Annotated in this window: 18 protein-coding genes; 6 read left to right on the forward strand and 12 right to left on the reverse strand. The window is 71.9% G+C overall.

The window, feature by feature from the left end:
* Positions 1–146: 146 nt before the first annotated feature.
* Both DBP14_RS24945 and DBP14_RS24950 read left to right on the forward strand, forming a co-directional pair.
* Entirely contained in the window at positions 147–1,118 is a 972-nt protein-coding gene (locus tag DBP14_RS24945; protein ID WP_129309348.1) for a hypothetical protein, read from the forward strand.
* An 85-nt stretch (positions 1,119–1,203) separates the two neighbouring features.
* Entirely contained in the window at positions 1,204–2,361 is a 1,158-nt protein-coding gene (locus DBP14_RS24950; RefSeq protein ID WP_129309349.1) for a serine hydrolase domain-containing protein, read from the forward strand.
* Positions 2,362–2,496: 135 nt separating this feature from the next.
* On the opposite strand, the gene DBP14_RS24955 is transcribed toward DBP14_RS24950, so the two are convergent.
* A complete protein-coding gene (locus DBP14_RS24955; RefSeq protein WP_129309350.1) occupies positions 2,497–2,916 on the reverse strand; it encodes an organic hydroperoxide resistance protein in 420 nt (139 codons plus the stop codon).
* A gap of 118 nt (positions 2,917–3,034) precedes the next feature.
* Positions 3,035–4,033, reverse strand: coding sequence for an NADP-dependent oxidoreductase (locus DBP14_RS24960; protein ID WP_129312080.1), 999 nt, complete (start codon positions 4,031–4,033; stop codon positions 3,035–3,037).
* A 122-nt stretch (positions 4,034–4,155) separates the two neighbouring features.
* Between DBP14_RS24960 and DBP14_RS24965 the strand changes: the two genes are divergently transcribed.
* Together DBP14_RS24965 and DBP14_RS24970 are read left to right on the forward strand one after the other, a co-directional pair.
* Positions 4,156–4,590, forward strand: coding sequence for a MarR family transcriptional regulator (locus DBP14_RS24965; protein ID WP_129309351.1), 435 nt, complete (start codon positions 4,156–4,158; stop codon positions 4,588–4,590).
* A gap of 20 nt (positions 4,591–4,610) precedes the next feature.
* A complete protein-coding gene (locus tag DBP14_RS24970; RefSeq protein ID WP_129309352.1) occupies positions 4,611–5,435 on the forward strand; it encodes an EI24 domain-containing protein in 825 nt (274 codons plus the stop codon).
* A gap of 11 nt (positions 5,436–5,446) precedes the next feature.
* On the opposite strand, the gene DBP14_RS24975 is transcribed toward DBP14_RS24970, so the two are convergent.
* From DBP14_RS24975 to DBP14_RS24985, 3 genes are all read right to left on the reverse strand, one after another.
* On the reverse strand, positions 5,447–6,712 hold the full coding sequence (locus DBP14_RS24975; RefSeq protein WP_206739343.1) for a pyroglutamyl peptidase: 1,266 nt from the start codon (positions 6,710–6,712) through the stop codon (positions 5,447–5,449).
* 315 nt (positions 6,713–7,027) lie between these two features.
* Positions 7,028–7,999, reverse strand: a complete 972-nt coding sequence (locus DBP14_RS24980) for an aldose epimerase family protein (protein ID WP_129309353.1) — start codon at positions 7,997–7,999, stop codon at positions 7,028–7,030.
* Between the two features lie 23 nt (positions 8,000–8,022).
* A complete protein-coding gene (locus DBP14_RS24985) occupies positions 8,023–8,925 on the reverse strand; it encodes an SGNH/GDSL hydrolase family protein (RefSeq protein WP_129309354.1) in 903 nt (300 codons plus the stop codon).
* 256 nt (positions 8,926–9,181) lie between these two features.
* Here DBP14_RS24985 and DBP14_RS24990 point away from each other — a divergent pair, with 256 nt between their 5' ends.
* A complete protein-coding gene (locus DBP14_RS24990; protein ID WP_129309355.1) occupies positions 9,182–9,676 on the forward strand; it encodes a DUF3145 domain-containing protein in 495 nt (164 codons plus the stop codon).
* Between the two features lie 167 nt (positions 9,677–9,843).
* Here the strand turns inward: DBP14_RS24990 and fabF are convergent, their stop codons facing one another.
* From fabF to DBP14_RS25015, 5 genes are all read right to left on the reverse strand, one after another.
* Positions 9,844–11,106, reverse strand: a complete 1,263-nt coding sequence (gene fabF, locus DBP14_RS24995) for a beta-ketoacyl-ACP synthase II (protein ID WP_129309356.1) — start codon at positions 11,104–11,106, stop codon at positions 9,844–9,846.
* A 94-nt stretch (positions 11,107–11,200) separates the two neighbouring features.
* Positions 11,201–11,449 carry an acyl carrier protein gene (locus DBP14_RS25000; RefSeq protein WP_129309357.1) on the reverse strand — a complete coding sequence of 83 codons (249 nt, stop codon included), beginning with the start codon at positions 11,447–11,449 and terminating at the stop codon, positions 11,201–11,203.
* 80 nt (positions 11,450–11,529) lie between these two features.
* A complete protein-coding gene (locus DBP14_RS25005) occupies positions 11,530–12,561 on the reverse strand; it encodes a ketoacyl-ACP synthase III (protein WP_129309358.1) in 1,032 nt (343 codons plus the stop codon).
* Positions 12,562–12,576: 15 nt separating this feature from the next.
* Positions 12,577–13,518 carry an ACP S-malonyltransferase gene (locus DBP14_RS25010; RefSeq protein ID WP_129309359.1) on the reverse strand — a complete coding sequence of 314 codons (942 nt, stop codon included), beginning with the start codon at positions 13,516–13,518 and terminating at the stop codon, positions 12,577–12,579.
* An 89-nt stretch (positions 13,519–13,607) separates the two neighbouring features.
* Positions 13,608–14,813 carry a helix-turn-helix domain-containing protein gene (locus DBP14_RS25015; protein WP_129309360.1) on the reverse strand — a complete coding sequence of 402 codons (1,206 nt, stop codon included), beginning with the start codon at positions 14,811–14,813 and terminating at the stop codon, positions 13,608–13,610.
* A gap of 74 nt (positions 14,814–14,887) precedes the next feature.
* Here DBP14_RS25015 and DBP14_RS25020 point away from each other — a divergent pair, with 74 nt between their 5' ends.
* Positions 14,888–15,541, forward strand: coding sequence for a pirin family protein (locus DBP14_RS25020; protein ID WP_206739472.1), 654 nt, complete (start codon positions 14,888–14,890; stop codon positions 15,539–15,541).
* A gap of 399 nt (positions 15,542–15,940) precedes the next feature.
* On the opposite strand, the gene DBP14_RS25025 is transcribed toward DBP14_RS25020, so the two are convergent.
* Both DBP14_RS25025 and DBP14_RS25030 read right to left on the reverse strand, forming a co-directional pair.
* A complete protein-coding gene (locus tag DBP14_RS25025) occupies positions 15,941–16,762 on the reverse strand; it encodes a serine hydrolase domain-containing protein (RefSeq protein WP_129309362.1) in 822 nt (273 codons plus the stop codon).
* 20 nt (positions 16,763–16,782) lie between these two features.
* Positions 16,783–17,280: a GNAT family N-acetyltransferase gene (locus tag DBP14_RS25030; protein WP_129309363.1), complete on the reverse strand. Its 498-nt coding sequence runs from the start codon at positions 17,278–17,280 to the stop codon at positions 16,783–16,785.
* Positions 17,281–17,336 lie beyond the last annotated feature (56 nt).

The raw sequence follows: 17,336 nt of genomic DNA on the forward strand, positions 1-17,336 counted from the left end.
CAGTAAGGAGGGTGCGGCGGGGGTGTCAATGGGGCGAACAGGTAACGGTTTCGGCAAGGCTTTCGAGAATTTCGTTCGCTCTCCCACCAAACCTTCACAGCGGCACCTAGGAACGTGACCCGCGGGGAATCTAGTCTTCCGGCGTCATGGACTTCTGCCACCCGTGCCAACGGCACCTCAACGGCGCCCTGGCCTGCCCGGGCTGCGGCGCACCGGCGCGGACCCCCGCGCCGGCCGAGGGTGTTCCGTTCGCGCAGGTATACGCGGCCGCGAACCCGGCGCCGGGCCACGGCGGGTACGGCGGGTACGGCGGGTACGGGGACTACGGCACCCACGGGGGCTTCGGCGCGGGCGCCTCGTACGAGGAGTACGGCGGCCGGTCGGAACCGGAGGAACGCCGGGAACCGGAAGCCCGTGAACCGAAGGAGCGGCGGGAACCGGAGCGGCGGGAACCGGAGCCGGACCGTGAGCCGGAGACGAGGGAACCGGAGGTGACGGGTGGCCGGGCCGCCGCCCGGCGCCAGGCCCGCGGCCGGAGGGACGCCGGGAGTTCCGCCGCTGCCGTCGGGAGTTCCGCCGACGCCGAGGCCGGCCGTCGCGACCGCAAGGCCGCCGCCCACCGCCGCCGTCGCCGCCGTACCGTGTTCATCGCCGCCGGCCTCGTCCTGGCGGCCGGTGCCATGAGCGTCGCCGAACTCGGCATCGACGCCCCCTTCTCCGACGACAAGCCCGCCGCGGCCGGGGACACCGCACCGGACGGCACCTCGTCCGACACGGCCCCGGGCCACACCGCGTCCCCCCTCGACGACACCGCGGGTGGCGGCGCGGCCCGCCGGCACGGCTCGGCCTCGCCCGGCGCGTCGGCCTCCGCTTCCGCCTCCGCTTCCGCCTCCACGTCCGCGAAGCCCGAGGACTCCACGTCCCCGGACCCGCAGGGCAGCGGGCAGCCCCAGCAGTCCGCCGGCACGGGTCCTGACCCGACCGGCGCCCCCACCACGGCCCCGGCCCCGCAGCCGAGTTCCGCCCCCGCCTCGGCTCCCGCGAGCTCCGCTCCGCCGCCGCAGCCGACACCGACGAGGACGAGGTCCTGCGACCGCTTCCTCTGGTGGTGCACCTGACCCCTCTCCCGCCTGGAGTCACGCCCCTGCGTTGAGTCGAACGGGCGTCTGGCGCCGTACCCGTTCCCGGAAGTGAGGAGAGCGGATGAGGCAGGAGATCAGCGTCCACGGCACGGTCGCCGAGGGCTTCGAGGCGGTGCGCGAGGAGTTCGCCGCGTTCGTCGCCTCCGAACAGAGCGACTACGAGGGCCAGTTGTGCGCGTACGTCCACGGCCGGCGGGTCGTCGACCTGTGGGCCGGCGAGGGTGCGGACGCGGACTCGCTGTACGGCGTGTTCTCGTCCACGAAGGGCGCCGCCCACCTCGTCGTGGCCCTGCTGGTGCAGGACGGCACCCTGGAGCTGGACCGCAAGGTCACCTACTACTGGCCCGAGTTCGCGGCCGAGGGCAAGGGCGCGCTGACCCTGCGCGACCTGCTGGCACACCGCGCGGGCCTGATCGGCACGGACACCGGGTTCACCCTGGCCGAACTGGCCGACGACCGCGCGATGGCCGAACGCCTCGCGGACCAGCGGCCGTTCTGGCGACCGGGCACGGCGTTCGGCTGCCACGCCCTGGTCCTCGGCGCGCTGACCGGCGAGGTCGTCCGCCGCGCGACGGGCCGTACGCTCCAGGAGGTGTACGAGGAGCGGATCCGCGCCCCCTACGGCCTGGACCTCCACCTCGGCCTGCCGGCCAGGTCGGACCACCGCTACCGCGGCGTGCGGCCCATGCGGCCGACCCCCGTACAGCGGGCGGCACTGGACGCGCTGCCGTCAGGCCCGCACACGCTCACGTCGATCGCCCTCAACGGGCACACGGCCGACCCGACCGACCTGGCGAACCTGCCCAACGAGCCGCTGATCCGCGCCAAGGGCCCGGCCTCGTTCGGCGCGGTCGCCTCGGCGCGGGGTCTCGCCGGGATGTACGCGGCGATGATCAGCGAGGTCGACGGGCAGGCGCCCCTGCTCAAGCAGGACACGGTCGCCGAGTTCGGCCAGCCGCACTCCGTGGGATACGACCTGGTGGCCCGCGCCCACAGGTCGTACGGCCTCGGCTTCCAGGCCACCTCCGACACCTGGTATCCGTTCCTCGGCGCCGGCACGATCGGCCACAGCGGCGCCTCCGGCTCCCAGTCCTTCGCCGACCCCCACACCGGCCTCACCTACGCCTACACCCGCCGCACCTGCGCCCACCCCCTGGGCCCGGCCCCGGAAAACGCCCGCCTGGCAGAGGTGCTGCACAAGGCAACACTGGCCAGTTGAAACGCCCCAACGGGGCGCGGGGCTGTATCGATGTGCGGCTCCGCCGCGTGGGCGCGACAAGCCACAACCCACCCGCGCCCGAAACTCAACAGAACCCGGCAGCCGCTCCCGACCTCAGACCAGCGTCACCGTGCTTCAGACGAGCGTCACCGTGATGTTGCCCCGAGTCGCCTTGGAGTACGGGCACACCTGGTGAGCCTTCTCCACCAGCTCCCGAGCCACCGCAGCGTCCACCTTCGGGATGCTCGCCGAGATCTCCACGATGATCCCGAACCCCTCCTCGTTCTTGCCGATCCCGACCTTCGCCGTCACGGTCGACCCGGAGACATCCGCCCCCTCCTGCCGGGCGACGACACCGAGCGCGCCCTGGAAGCACGCGCTGTACCCCGCCGCGAACAGCTGCTCGGGGTTGGTGCCGGCGCCGTTGCCGCCCATCTCCTTGGGCGGGTTGACGACGACGTCGAGCTTGCCGTCGTCGGTGGCGACCCGCCCGTCGCGGCCGTTCTCGGCGGTGGCGACGGCGGTGTACAGGACGTCGGACTGCTGAATGGGCATGCGGTTTCTTCCTCCTAGGTCCGCCGCGACTCGCGCCCACGATCGGCGACGGATTTCGGAAAGAAGTTACCGCATGCCGGAAACGACGCGGAAGCCCCTGCCGGCATCCGGACCGGGATCACAGCTTGACGATCATCTTCCCGGTGTTGTCGCCGCGCAGGACCCCGAGGAACGCCTCCAGGTTGTTCTCGATGCCCTCGACGACCGTCTCGCGGTACTTCAGCGCGCCCGAGGCGACCCACGGCCCGACCTCCTGGACGAACTGGGGCTGCAGGTCGTAGTGGTCGCCGACCAGGAAGCCCTCGATGCGGCCACGGGTCTGGATGAGCCGGGCGAGGTTGCGCGGGCCGGGGGCCGGCTCGGTGTTGTTGTAGACCGAGATCATGCCGCAGACCGCGATCCGGCCGCCCTGGTTGAGCGAGCCGATGGCCGCCTCCAGGTGGTCCCCGCCGACGTTGTCGAAGTAGACGTCGACGCCGTCGGGAGCGGCGGCGCGCAGCTGCTCGCTCACCGGCCCGTTCTTGTAGTTGAACGCGGCGTCGAAGCCGTACTCCTCGACCAGCAGCTTCACCTTCTCGTCGGAGCCGGCCGAGCCGATCACCCGCGAGGCGCCCTTGAGCTTGGCGATCTGCCCCACCTGGCTGCCCACGGCGCCGGCCGCGCCGGACACGAACACGGTGTCGCCCTCCTTGAAGGAGGCGGTGCGCAGCAGGCCCGCGTACGCGGTCAGACCGGTCATGCCGAGCACGCTGAGGTACGTCGACAGGGGGGCGGCACCGGCGTCGACCTTGACGGCGTGCTGCGCGTCGAAGGCCGCGTACTCGCGCCAGCCGAAGAAGTGCAGCACGTGGTCGCCGACGGAGATCCCCTCGGCGTTGGAGGCGACGACCTCACCGACCGCACCGCCCTGCATGACCTTGCCCAGCTCGAAGGGGGCGGCATACGACTTCGCGGCCGACATCCTGCCGCGCATGTACGGGTCCACGGACAGGAACAGGTTCCGCACCAGCACCTGGCCCTCGCCCGGGGTCGGCACGGGTGTCTCGACGAGTGCGAAGTCCTCGGGCTTGGGCCAGCCGACGGGACGGTTCAGCAGGTGCCACTCGCGGTTGATCATCATCGTTCCTCTCTGGTGGTTCAGGTGGTTCTCTCAGGTGGTTACGTCAAATTACTTCAGTAACTGAAACAACAGTGCATCTGAATATTTCATGTTGTCAAGTAAAGAGGTATCCTGGAGGCATGGCCACACCGCACATCGCCCGCCCCGACCAGCTGACCGTCGAGGTCGTCGAACTGATCGCCGAGGTCGTGGCCCGCTACCACGCGGACTACGACGAGGCCGCCGCCGTCCACGCCCTCACCGGCGCCCAGGCCAAGCTGCTCAGCCTGCTGTCCCTTGAGCCGCTGCCCATGCGCAAGCTCGCCCAGAAGCTCAAGTGCGAGCCGTCGAACGTCACCGGCATAGTGGACCGCCTGGAGTCCCGGGGCCTGGTCGAGCGCCGCCCCGACCCGGCCGACCGCCGGGTCAAGCTCGCCGCCGCCACCGAGGACGGTGTCCGCGTCGTCCGGGAACTGCGCGACGGGCTCCGCTTCGCCCACGCACCGCTGGCCGGCCTCTCCGACGAGGAGCGGCTGTCCCTGCGCGACCTGCTGCGCCGCATGCTGGAATCCTGAGGCTGGGTAAAGTCCTCCCCATGCGCGATCTCGGGGTGGGTTTCCGGTACCTGGTGGAGGGCCAGCGCTGGGTCGGCCGGCACGGCCGGAGCTACGGCTTCGGGCTGCTGCCCGGCCTGATCACCCTGGTCCTCTACGCGGCGGCCCTGGTCGCCCTCGCGGTGTGGGGCGAGGACGCCGTCGCCTGGGCGACCCCCTTCGCCGACGACTGGACGAGCCCCTGGCAGGGCCTGTTCCGCGGCTTCCTCACCGCCGTCCTCTTCGCCCTCGGCCTGCTCCTGGCCGTGCTCACCTTCACCGCCGTCACCCTGCTGATCGGCCAGCCCTTCTACGAGAACCTCTCCGAGAAGGTCGACGAGGACGTCTCGCCCGACGGCACCGCGCCCCGCTCCGGCCTGCCCCTCTGGCGAGAGCTGTGGATCTCCGCGCGCGACAGCCTGCGCATCGTGCTCCGCGCCGTCCTGTGGGGCGTGCTGCTGTTCGCCCTCGGCTTCCTGCCCGTCGTCGGCCAGACCGTCGTACCGGTGATCGGCTTCTTCGTCACCGGCTTCTTCCTCACCGAGGAACTCGCCGCTGTGGCCCTCCAGCGCCGAGGCGTCGAACTCCGCGCCCGCCTCACCCTGCTCCGCTCCCGCAAGACCCTCGTCTGGGGCTTCGGCACCCCGCTCGGCCTGGCCTTCCTGGTCCCGTTCGTCGCGGTGTTCCTGATGCCGGGCGCGGTCGCCGGCGCCACCCTGCTCGCCCGCGACCTGCTGGGCGAGGAGACCGCCGGCGCCGAGCCCGACCGGGAGGGTGCCGACGAGCCGGTCACCACCGGGGGCACCGACGGGCCGGTCACCCTCTGACCTGCGGCCCGTCACCCCTCCCCGGCCGCCGTCGCCTCCGCCGCCACCCGCGCGATCGCCCGCACCTGCTCGACGATGTCCATCCGGTTCCGCACGAACACCGGGTCCGTCACCGACCCCGACGCCGGGTCCGTATTCCCCGGCCCGAACTCCAGCACCGGCGTGTGGACATGGCCGCCGGGCAGCCGGCCGTGCAGCCCCAGCCGGTCCCGCAGCAGCGTCGCCCGATAGGCGATCTCGTTGGAGAGGTAGTCGCCGCCGCCCCCGGCCCGCGCCATCGAACCGGGAGTCGGACCGTCCGGCCGTACCACCGGCTCCGTGCCGCCCGCCGGGATCTCGGTCACCTCCGTGTGGTCGTACACCGGGAAACGGCCCGTGCGCGCGGCCGTGATCGCGCCGTACGGCAGGGTCGTCGTCGTCCACTGGGGCTGCGAGGCCGGGTCGGCGACCGGCACGGTCTCTGTGCGCGACACGTCGTCGTTGTCGGGGAACCCGCCCCGCCACGCCCCGTTGGTCCGCTCCACGTCGAACCGCCCTACCCGCCCCTGGCTCACCGTCGTGAACAGGTCGACCCGCGGCAGGTACGGTCGCAGCGCCCGCTCGACCACCCCGTCCGCGAAGTCCCGCCAGCGCACCGGGAACACGGCCGTCTCCACCCGCACCGGCCCCCGCGCCGTCTCGATCACCGTGCCGTCCAGCGCGAGCGCGGCCGCCCCCGACGGGTTGGAGATACGGATGTCCCGGTCCAGGGTGAAGGGATCGAAACCGGTGAGCAGCACCCGCCGCAGGTGCGGCCGGCGGGGGTAGCGGATGTCGGTCTGGCCGCGCGAAGTGCGCTCCAGCCCGTCGAGCAGCGCTGTCCGCCGGGACTCCGGAAGCCCGAACCGCGGCTCCCACGTCCGCACCTCCCGCGTCATCCCCAACCGCGCCCAGTACAACGGCCGGTCGTCGTCCCGGCTCAAGTCCCCGGCCACCGGACCCCGCCCCCGCGCCCGGTCCACGGCCCGCCGCCACAGCGAGGTCCCCTCGCGTACGACGACACGGCGGGCCTGCGCATAGGAGCGGGCCTGCTCCAGCGCGCGCGTGAACTCCGGGAGCACGGCGTCGAATCCGGAGCGCCGCAGGATCTCCTGCGGTACGGCCCCGTCGAGCCGCTGCTCCTCGACGGTGGGGGAGAGGGGCGCCGCTTCGGCGGCGGACGCTGTCGTCGTGGGTGCCGTCATCCCGGCCAGCAGGGCCAGACCGAGTACGGCGGTGCGTATACGCAGACCAGTCAAGGGAGTTCGGGTCCTTCCGTCGCTGTGGGGCGCGTGGTGCGGTGGACGCCAGGCAGTATCCCGTGCCGGCGGCGGACGGACGAGGGCGCGCCCGTTTGTGAAGGCTTCGTACGAACTCGCCGGGGACCGCTCCCACGCAGGCCGCGAGCCCGCCGCGCCGATTAACGTCAGTTCCGGGACAAGTCGCCCACGAACAGCCCCGGTCCGGGACCTGACCCCTGGACCGGGGCTCGTACCCCCGCCCCCCGACTCCCGCCCCGGCGGCCGCCGGACTGGCCCTGCCGGCCTTCGGGACCTTCTCGGCGGTGTGAACCGTCAGCGCGCCGAGAAGCCGTACACCGTCTCCGAACGGAACACCCGTCCCGGCCGGAGCACGGTGCCCGGGAAGCCGGGGTGGTGCGGGGAGTCGGGGAAGTGCTGGGTCTCCAGGGCGATGCCGTCGACCGGGGCGAAGGGCGCGGTCAGGTGGTCGGCGGTGTAGAGCTGGAGGCCCGGCTCGGTCGTCGAAATCGTCAGCGTCCGGCCCGACGCCGGGTCGTGCAGCTCGGCGACCGGCTCCGGACTCTCCGTCAGCCCCTTGTCGAGCACGAAGTTGTGGTCGTAGCCGGCGCCGGTCTCCCGGGGCTCACGGAAGTCGAAGCGTGAACCGGTGACGTCCTCCAGCGCGCCCGTCGGGATCGGGCCGGCGTCGACGGGCGTGTAGCGGGAGGCGGCCAGCCGCAGTTCATGACCGCCCGCGTACCCCGAACCGGCCAGGTTGAAGTAGCTGTGGCTGGTGAGGTTGATCACCGTCGGCGCGTCCGTCACCGCCTCGTAGGCGATCCGCAGCCCGCCCGACGCGTCCAGCGTGTACGTCGCCGACACCTCCAGACGGCCCGGGAAACCCTCCTCGCCGTGCGGGCTGACCCGGCTCAGCCGGACTCCGTGCGCGACCGGCTCCGCCGCCCACACCCGCTTGTCGAAGCCCCGCTCCCCGCCGTGCAGCGAGTGGGGACCGCTGTTGGGCACCAGCGCGTACGTGCGGTCGTCCAGCGGGAAGCGGGCGCCCGCGATCCGGTTCGCGTACCGCCCGACCAGCGCCCCGAAGTACGGCTCCGGGTGCGCGAGATAGCCGTCCAGATCCGCGAACCCCAGCACCACGTTCGCCGGACGGCCGTCCTGGTCCGGGACCTCGGCGGAGCGCACGATCCCGCCGTACGTCAGCACCTCCACCCGCGTCCCGGCGCGCTGAAGCGTCCAGCGGTGCACCTCGGTACCGTCGGAAAGTGTGCCGAAAAGTTCACCCATGTGGGAAACCCTAGAGCAGGGTCTCACCACTTGGCCGCGGTGATCGTGCGGTACGCGATCGCCGCCAGCCGGGCCTGGCCGTCCTTGCTCGGGTGGAACCAGTCCCAGTGACTGAGCTGGTCGGTGCTGAACCGGTAGTCGTGGACCGCGTTGTCGTCGAAGCGGCAGTAGCGGTCCTTGGCGCACACCTCCTGCAGCACCGTGTTGTACGCCTCCACCCGCTGCTGCACCTCGCCCCGGCGCACCGCGGCCGCGCTGGTCAGGTCGTCCGCGTCGGCCAGCATCGACGGGCAGATGCCCAGCTTCCACACCTCCTTGCCCAGCGGGTTCGTCCGGCCCTCCGACCACAGCCGCTTCAGGTTCGGCACGCTCGCCACGTACACCTGCGTCTTCGGCAGCGCCGAACGCAGCGTGTCCATCGCCTCCTGGAAGTCCGCCCGGAAGTCGTCCACCGGGGTCATCGCCGACGCCGACGAACGGCAGGCGTCGTTCGCGCCCGCCATCACCGTCACCAACTGGGGACCGCGGGTGGCCGCCTGCGCCATCTGCTGGGGCAGATCCGACATCCGCGCCCCGGTCACCGCGTAGTTCCAGCTGCGCTCGGCCGCGCCCCGCACCCCGAGCAGCCGCACGGCCAGGCTGTCCACCCGCGCGTCGCTGCCCGTCGCCCAGGACACCTCGGGGCAGTCCGACAGGACCGCGCACGCGTCGAAGCCGCGGGTGATGGAGTCACCGACCGCCGCGATGGAGTCCGGGCTGCGGTCCCACACCGGCGCCGCCTTCCGCGCCGCACGCGACGCGCCGCCGCCCGTGTCCTTCGTACCGGAGGAGCCACCGCCGCCGAACGCGTCACACCCCGCCGTCGCCAGAACGGCCGTCACCACGACGGCCAGCGCGGCTCGCGCGCGGTCGCTTCGGTTCCGCATCCCCTGGTGATCCCCTCGCTCGACGGTCAGTGCTCCCTCCCATAACAACGCGCGGGAGTTCCCACACCCGCCCCCTGGAACGGCGCACCCCCGTACAAGCGTCCCCCTGGGTGAATGGCAGAGGTTTCCTGGCACCGGGACCGACGGTACGTCACACTCCTCGCGCCCCCGCACGGTAGCCTCGCCATCAACGCGGCCGTCCCACCACTGCCGCCCCGCCAGTCCGCAAGATGTCCCGCTCTGCCCGGAGGTTCCGGTGACGACACGTGGAGTTCTGTACGTGCACTCCGCGCCGCGCGCGCTGTGCCCGCACGTCGAGTGGGCCGTCGCCGGGGTGCTCGGCACGCGCGTCAACCTCGACTGGATCCGGCAGCCCGCCGCCCCCGGCACCTGGCGCTCCGAGTTCTCCTGGCAGGGTGAGGTCGGCACGGCCTCCAAACTCGCCTCCGCCCTGCGCGGCTGGCACCTGCTGCGCTTCGAGGTCACCGCCGAGCCCTGCCCCACCGCCGAGGGCGAGCGCTACAGCTGTACCCCCGACCTCGGCATCTTCCACGCCGTCACCGGCATCCACGGCGACATCCTCATCCCCGAGGACCGCCTCCGCGCCGCCCTGACCCGCTCCCAGCGCGAGGAAACAGACCTCGAAGCCGACATCGCCAAACTCCTCGGCAAACCCTGGGACGACGAACTGGAACCCTTCCGCTACGCAGGAGAGGGAGCCCCGGTCCGCTGGCTCCACCAGGTGGTCTGACAGTTCTTGTGAACGCCCTGAAGGGCAGCGCCCCCCAAGGGGCGCGGGGCTGTTTCGATATGCGGCTCCGCCGCGTGGGCGCGATCAGCCACAACGCACCCGCACCAGACAACGGCGAAGGCCCGGCCTCCCCTCAAGGGAGACCGGGCCATTCAAGTTCAGGGAACCTACACGGTCCTGAACGCCAGCACGACGTTGTGCCCACCAAACCCGAACGAGTCGTTCAGCACCGCAATCCGCCCGGAGGGCAACGCCCGCGCCTCCCCGGTCACCACATCCGCGTTGACCTCGGGATCCAGCTCCGTCACATTGATCGTCGGCGGCGCGACCCGGTTCACCAGCGCCAGGATCGACGCCACGGTCTCGATACCGCCCGCACCACCGAGCAGATGACCCGTCATCGACTTGGTCGCGGAGATGGCCATGTGGTCGACGTCGTCGCCGAACACCTTCCGCAGCGCCTTGATCTCGGCGACATCCCCCTGCGGGGTGGACGTGGCGTGCGCGTTGACGTGCACGATCTCCGCCGGCTTCAGGTCCGTGTTGTCCAGCAGGTTCTGCAGCGCGTGCGCGATCCCGTTGCCGGACGGCTCCGGCTGCGTGATGTGGTGGCTGTCGGCGGAGATGCCCTGGCCGACCGCCTCGACGTAGATCTTCGCGCCGCGCGCCTTCGCGTGCTCCTCGGACTCCAGGACGATCACGCCCGCGCCCTCACCGAGGACGAAGCCGTCGCGGCCGGAGTCGTAGGGACGCGACGCGCCCTGCGGGTCGTCGTTGTTCTTGGACATCGCCATCATGTTGCCGAACGCGGCGATCGGCAGCGGGTGGATGGCGGCCTCGGTGCCACCGGCGACGACGACGTCCGCACGCCCGGTGCGGATCATCTCGATCGCGTAGCCGATGGCCTCGGCGCCGGAGGCGCAGGCCGAGACGGGGGTGTGCACACCGGCCCGCGCGCCCAGCTCGATACCGACGTTGGCCGCCGGGGAGTTGGGCATCAGCATCGGCACGGTGTGCGGGGAGACACGGCGTACGCCCTTCTCCTTGAGCACGTCGTACTGGTCCAGGAGCGTGGTCACGCCGCCGATGCCGGAGGCGATGACCGCACCCAGACGGTCGGGGTTCACGGTCGCGTCCTCGCCGGCCTTGGCGGTGAAACCGGCGTCCTTCCAGGCCTGCTGAGCGGCGATCAGCGCGAACTGCGCGGACCGGTCCAGCTTGCGGGCCTGCGGGCGGGGCAGGATCTCGCCCGGTTCGACGGCGATCTGCGCAGCGATCTTCACCGGCAGCTCCGCCGCCCAGTCCTGTTCGAGGCGGCTGACACCGGACGTGCCGGCGACGAGGGCCTCCCAGAACGAAGCTGCGTCGCCACCCAGCGGTGTGGTTGCGCCGATACCGGTGACGACCACGGTGCGATTGGTCGGGCTCATCGGGAATTCTTCTCCAACGGAAAACGGGATTCGAACGGCGCCACCGCCGGGTGGCGGGGCCTTGCGGCCTGGGCCTGGGCCTTAAGGGGGGCCCTTAGCCCTGGTGTTCGAGGATGTAGCTGGTCGCGTCGCCGACCGTCTTGAGGTTCTTGACGTCCTCGTCGGGGATCTTCACGTCGAAGCGCTCCTCGGCGGCGACGACGACCTCGACCATGGACAGCGAGTCGACGTCCAGGTCGTCGGTGAAGGACTTGTCCAGCTGGACGTCCTCGACCGGGATGCCGGCGATCTCGTTCACGATCTCTGCGAGACCGGCGACGATCTCTTCCTGGGTGGCGGCCATGTCAGGCGCTCCTTCTTCGATGTTCCAGACGGTTGGTGGCAATTGTCCCCGCTCCGGATCCAAGATCCGGCACGGAGTGCCTAGGGGAGGGTAACGACCGTGGCGGCGTACACGAGACCCGCCCCGAATCCGATGACGAGCGCGGTGTCGCCGCTCTTCGCCTCGCCGGTCGCCAGGAGCCGCTCCATCGCGAGCGGGATCGAGGCGGCCGAGGTGTTGCCGGTGGTGCGGATGTCACGGGCGACCGTGACGCGCTCCGGCAGTTTGAGGGTCTTCACCATCGAGTCGATGATCCGCATATTGGCCTGGTGCGGGATGAAGACGTCCAGGTCGTCCGGGCTGATCCCGGCAGCGTCCAGCGCCTGCTGGGCGACCTTCGCCATCTCGAACACGGCCCAGCGGAACACCGCCTGGCCTTCCTGGGTGATCGCGGGGAACTTGATGTTGCCGTCGCCGTCCAGGGGCAGTTCGGCGACGTCACCGACCCGGTAGCGGTCCCAGGAGACGGTCTGCTTGATCGTCTGCGACTTGTCGCCCTCGGAACCCCAGACGGTCGGGCCGATCGCCGGCTCCTTCGAGGGGCCCACGACGACCGCGCCGGCACCGTCACCGAACAGGAAGGCCGTCGCCCGGTCCTCCAGGTCGGTCAGGTCGCTCAGCCGCTCCACGCCGATCACGACGACGTACTCGGCGCTGCCCTCCACCACCATGCCCTTGGCGAGGGTCAGGCCGTAGCCGAAGCCCGCGCAGCCGGCCGAGATGTCGAACGCGGCCGCCTTGTTCGTGCCCAGCTTGTCGGCGATCTCGGTGGCGATGGCCGGGGTCTGCGCGAAGTGCGAGACGGTGGACACGACGACCGCGCCGATCTGCTCGGCGTCGATACCGGCGTCGGCGATCGCCTTGCCGGCCGCCTCGACCGACATCGCGGCCACGGTCTCGTCGGGGCCGGCCCAGTGCCGGGTCTCGATGCCGGAGCGGGAGCGGATCCACTCGTCGGAGGAGTCGATCTTCTCCAGGATCACCTCGTTGGGCACCACCCGGGTCGGCCGGTAGCCGCCGACACCGAGGATGCGCGCGTACGGGGAGCCCTTGCTGGGCTTGATCTTCGACATGATCTCTACGGCTCCTCAGTCGTCGGCGCCCGCTGCGGCGGCAGCGGCCTCGGTTGCGGCGGAGACCAGCTCGCGGGCGGCGGCGAGGTCGTCGGGGCTCTTCAGCGCCAGCGTCCGCACGCCGGGCAGGGCACGCTTGGCCAGACCCGTCAGCGTGCCGCCGGGGCAGACCTCGATCAGCGCGGTGACGCCCAGTTCCTTGAACGTCTCCATGCACAGGTCCCAGCGGACCGGGTTGGCGACCTGGCCGACGAGCCGCTCCAGCACCTCGGCACCGGTGGCGACGGCCCGGCCGTCCTTGTTGGAGACGTAGGCGGTCTTCGGGTCGGCGGGCGCGAGGTCCGCCGCCTTGGCCAGGGCCTCGACCGCGGGGGCCATGTGGTGCGTGTGGAACGCCCCGGCCACCTTCAGCGGGACGACCTTGCGGACACCCTCGGGCTTGTCCTCGTTCAGCGCGGCGAGCTGCTCCAGGGTGCCCGCGGCGACGATCTGGCCCGCGCCGTTGATGTTCGCCGGCGTCAGGCCCAGCTTCTCCAGGTGCGCGACCGACACGTCCGGGTCACCGCCGAGCAGCGCCGACATGCCGGTCTCGGTGACCGCGGCGGCGTCGGCCATGGCCAGACCCCGCTTGCGTACGAGGCCCAGCGCGGCGGTGTCGTCCAGCACACCCGCGAACGCGGCGGCGGTGATCTCACCGACACTGTGACCGGCGACCGCGCCCGGCGCGACGTCACCGAGGGCGGCCGCGGACAGGAGTCCGGCGGCGACCAGCAGCGGCTGCGCCACCGCGGTGTCGCGGATGGCGTCCGCGTCGGCCCGGGTGCCGTAGTGGACCAGGTCCAGTCCGATGGCGTCGGACCACGCGGCGACGCGGTCCGCGGCACCGGGGAGTTCGAGCCAGGGAGTCAGGAAGCCGGGCGTCTGGGCGCCCTGGCCGGGAGCGACGAGTACGAGCACTCTCACACTCTCTCTTGGGGACGGCCACGGCCGCCCGTGGGGACAGGGACGAAGAACACGAAGGGCTTTTGTGGACCCCCGACAAAACCTTACGGTTGGGAGTCTGCGTCGGCCAGGCGCCCCAGGATCAGCGCGATCCGCAGGGTGAAGGCGGATCGTACATCCGAGGGTGACCAGCCGGTGACGTCAGTCACACGTCGGAGCCGGTAGCGCACGGTGTTCGGGTGAACGAAGAGCATCCGGGCCGCGCCCTCCAGGCTGCTCGCCTGCTCCAGGTAGACACTCAGGGTCTCCAGCAGAGCCGAGCCGGCCTCCTCCAGCGGTCTGTAGATCTCCTCCACCAGTTGCTCGCGCGCGCTCGGATCGCCCGCCATCGCGCGCTCGGGCAGGAGATCGTCCGCCAGCACCGGCCGCGGCGCGTCCTGCCACGCCGAACACGCCTTCAGCCCGGCGGCGGCGGCCTGCGCGGACCGGGTCGCGGCCAGCAGGTCGGACACCACGGGCCCGGCCACCACCGGTCCGGCGGCGAACGGCCCGATCAGCGACTTGGCGACGGCCATCGGGTTGTCGCTGCCGCCGGCGATGACCACGAGACGGTCCCCGAGGACACCGGTGAGCACCTGCAGCTTGGCGTGCCGTGAGGCCCGCCGGATCGCCTCGACGGTCAGTTCGCTGTCACCGTCCGGCGCGGTGCCGAGCACCACGCACACGTGCTCGGGCGAGTTCCAGCCGAGCGCGGCGGCCCGGCTCAGCGCGCCCTCGTCGGCCTCCCCGCTGAGCACCGCGTTCACCACCAGGGACTCCAGCCGGGCGTCCCAGGCACCGCGTGCCTCGGCGGCCTGGGCGTACACCTGCGCGGTGGCGAAGGCGATCTCCCGCGCGTACACCAGCAGGGCCTCGCGCAGCACGCTCTCGTCGCCCGGGGCGGCCACCTCGTCGATGGCGCTCTCCATGACCTCGATGGTCGTGCGCACCATCTCCACGGTCTGCCGCAGCGTGATGGCGCGCGTCAGCTCGCGCGGCGCGGTGCCGAAGACGTCGGTGGAGATCGCCTGGGGCGCGTCCGGGTGCCGGAACCACTCGGTGAACGCGGCGATGCCCGCCTGCGCCACGAGCCCGATCCAGGAACGGTTCTCCGGAGGCATGGCCCGGTACCACGGCAGGGTCTCGTCCATGCGCGCGATCGCCTGCGCGGCGAGACTCCCGGAGGACTTCTCCAGCCGCTTCAGGGTCGCGGAGTGCGGGTGAACGGGGCGGGGCTCGGGGTCGGCAGGGCGGGATTCGGGTTCGGGCACGGGGACAAGACTGCCTTATCCGGACGGGACCGCGCGCCGCCGGGTGGGTGGCGAGGGCTACCGTGGTGCGCGTGATGGACGTACGGCGCGCCGGTGAGCGCTATCCGGGAGGGGAACCCGAGGCCGGCATCGAGACCCGGCACGCGTTCTCCTTCGGGCCCCACTACGACCCCTCGAACCTGCGCTTCGGCGCACTCATCGCCTGCAACGAGGAGCGGCTGGCGCCGGGCGCCGGGTTCGACGAGCATCCGCACAGCCACACCGAGATCGTGACCTGGGTGATCGAGGGCGAGCTGACGCACCGGGACTCCGCGGGCCACGAGACGGTCGTCCGGCCCGGCGACGTGCAGCACCTCAGCGCGGCCGGGGGTGTCCGCCACGTCGAACGCAACTCCGGTGACGGCCCCCTGACCTTCCTCCAGATGTGGCTGGCCCCACTCCGGCCCGGCGGCGAACCCTCCTACGAGATCATCCCGGGCATCGCCGACTCCACGCCGTACGCCGTCCCGGCCGCGGGCGCCATGCTCCACGTCCGCCGCCTGTCCACCGGCGAACGCACGGCCGTCCCGGACGCGGCGTCGGTGTACGTCCACGTGATCCGCGGCGCGGTGCTCTTGCTCTCGGAGACCCTCGCCGCAGGCGACTCAGCGAGGCTCACCGCTCCCACGGGGTTGGCCCTGCTGTCCCTGACCGCAACGGAACTGCTCCTGTGGGAGATGCCCCGATAACCCCCCCGCGCCGTCGTTCGCCTGCGGGCGCGTCGTGGCCGCTCGCGCAGTTCCCCGCGCCCCTTACGGGGCGCTGCCCCGCCTCCGCCGTCGCTGCCTGCGGGCGCGCGGTGGTTGCTCGCGCAGTTCCCCGCGCCCCTTACGGGGCGCTGCCTGGCCTGCGCCGTGTTCGCCTGCGGGTGCGTCGTGGCTGGTCGCGCCGACGTGGCGGAGCCGCATATCGATACAGCCCCGCGCCCCTGACGGGGCACGGCCCGCTCAGCGCGCGCGGCGGAGAGCGGCGCGGCACCCGACCCCCTAGCTGCGGGCATGCGTGCCGCTTGGGGCGGCACGGGTGGGCGCAGCGGCGCCCTGCGAGCGCCGGTGAGCTGACCCACACCCGGCCCACCCGAGCGGGGCTCAGCCGTGCAGCTCCCGCAGGATCGCGTCCGTGAAGGACGGCCACGCGTCGATCGCCCAGGGGCCGAAGGCGCGGTCCGTCAGGGCGACGCAGGAGACCCCCGCCTCAGGGTCGATCCACACGAACGTGCCCGACTGGCCGAAGTGCCCGAAGGTACGGGGGGAGGAGGAAGAACCCGTCCAGTGCGGCGACTTGGAGTCGCGGATCTCGAACCCGAGCCCCCAGTCATTGGGGTTCTGGTGCCCGTACCCCGGCAGCACCCCCTTCGTCCCCGGATACTGGACCGACATCGCCTCCGCCACAGTCCGCGGATCCAGCAGCGCCGGCGCCTGCACCTCCGCCGCGAAGCGGAGCAGGTCCTCCACCGTCGACACACCGTCCTTCGCCGGCGACCCCTCCAGCGACGTCGCCGCCATCCCCAACGGCTCCAGCACCGCCTGCCGCACGTACTCCGCGAACGGAATCTCCGTCGCCTTGGCGACATGGTCCCCGAGCTGCTCGAACCCGGCGTTGGAGTACAGCCGCCGCTCCCCGGCAGGGGCCATCACCCGGTGCTCGTCGAACGCCAGCCCCGAGGTGTGCGCCAGCAGATGCCGCACCGTCGACCCGGGCGGCCCGGCCGGCTCGTCCAGCTCCACCGCCCCCTCCTCGTACGCCACGAGCACCGCGTACGCCGCCAGCGGCTTGGTCACCGAGGCCAGCGGAAAGCGGTGCCCGGCGGGCCCGTGGGTCCCGAGGACGGTCCCGTCGGCCCGTACGACCCCCGCCGCGGCGGTGGGAACGGGCCAGTTCTCGATCAGCGCCAGACTCTGCAACGACATGCCGGCGAGCCTAATCGGAATCAGAGATCCAGCCGCATCGAGGGGTCCGGCTTCCGCATGAATCCCAGCGAGGCGTACAGCGGCTCGGCCGCGGCGGACGCGTTGAGGTCGACCTGCGCGGCGCCCTGCTCCCGGAACCACGCCAGCAGTTCCTCCATGCACGCGCGCGCGTACCCCCGCCGTCGTACGTCCGGATCGGTGGCGACGCTGAAGACGTGCCCGACCCGGCCGTGCGGATTGCCGGCCCGCCCGATCCGGTACTCCAGCGACCCGGCGGCCAGCGCGCCGAGGGCCCCGGGCCGCTCCGGATGGTCGATGACGTACGCCACGAAAGCCCCGACCCGGCCGGCCCCGGCCCCGCCGCTCTCGGCGAGCCGCCCCCGCAGCGTCGGCAGGGAAGCCGTCTGCCAGTCCGTCGCCCCGCCCTCCCCTCCCTCGAACACGGAGTCGATCATGACCTGGCGCAGGCGCAGCACTTCCACGGCGTCCTCGGGCAGGGCCCGGCGTACGAGACTCATGTCCCTCACGCTAGCCAGGCGTCCCCGGCCCGTCCCCCGTATTTCTTACCGGGTTC

This window comes from Streptomyces sp. L2 (assembly GCF_004124325.1).
Taxonomy (GTDB): Bacteria; Actinomycetota; Actinomycetes; order Streptomycetales; family Streptomycetaceae; genus Streptomyces.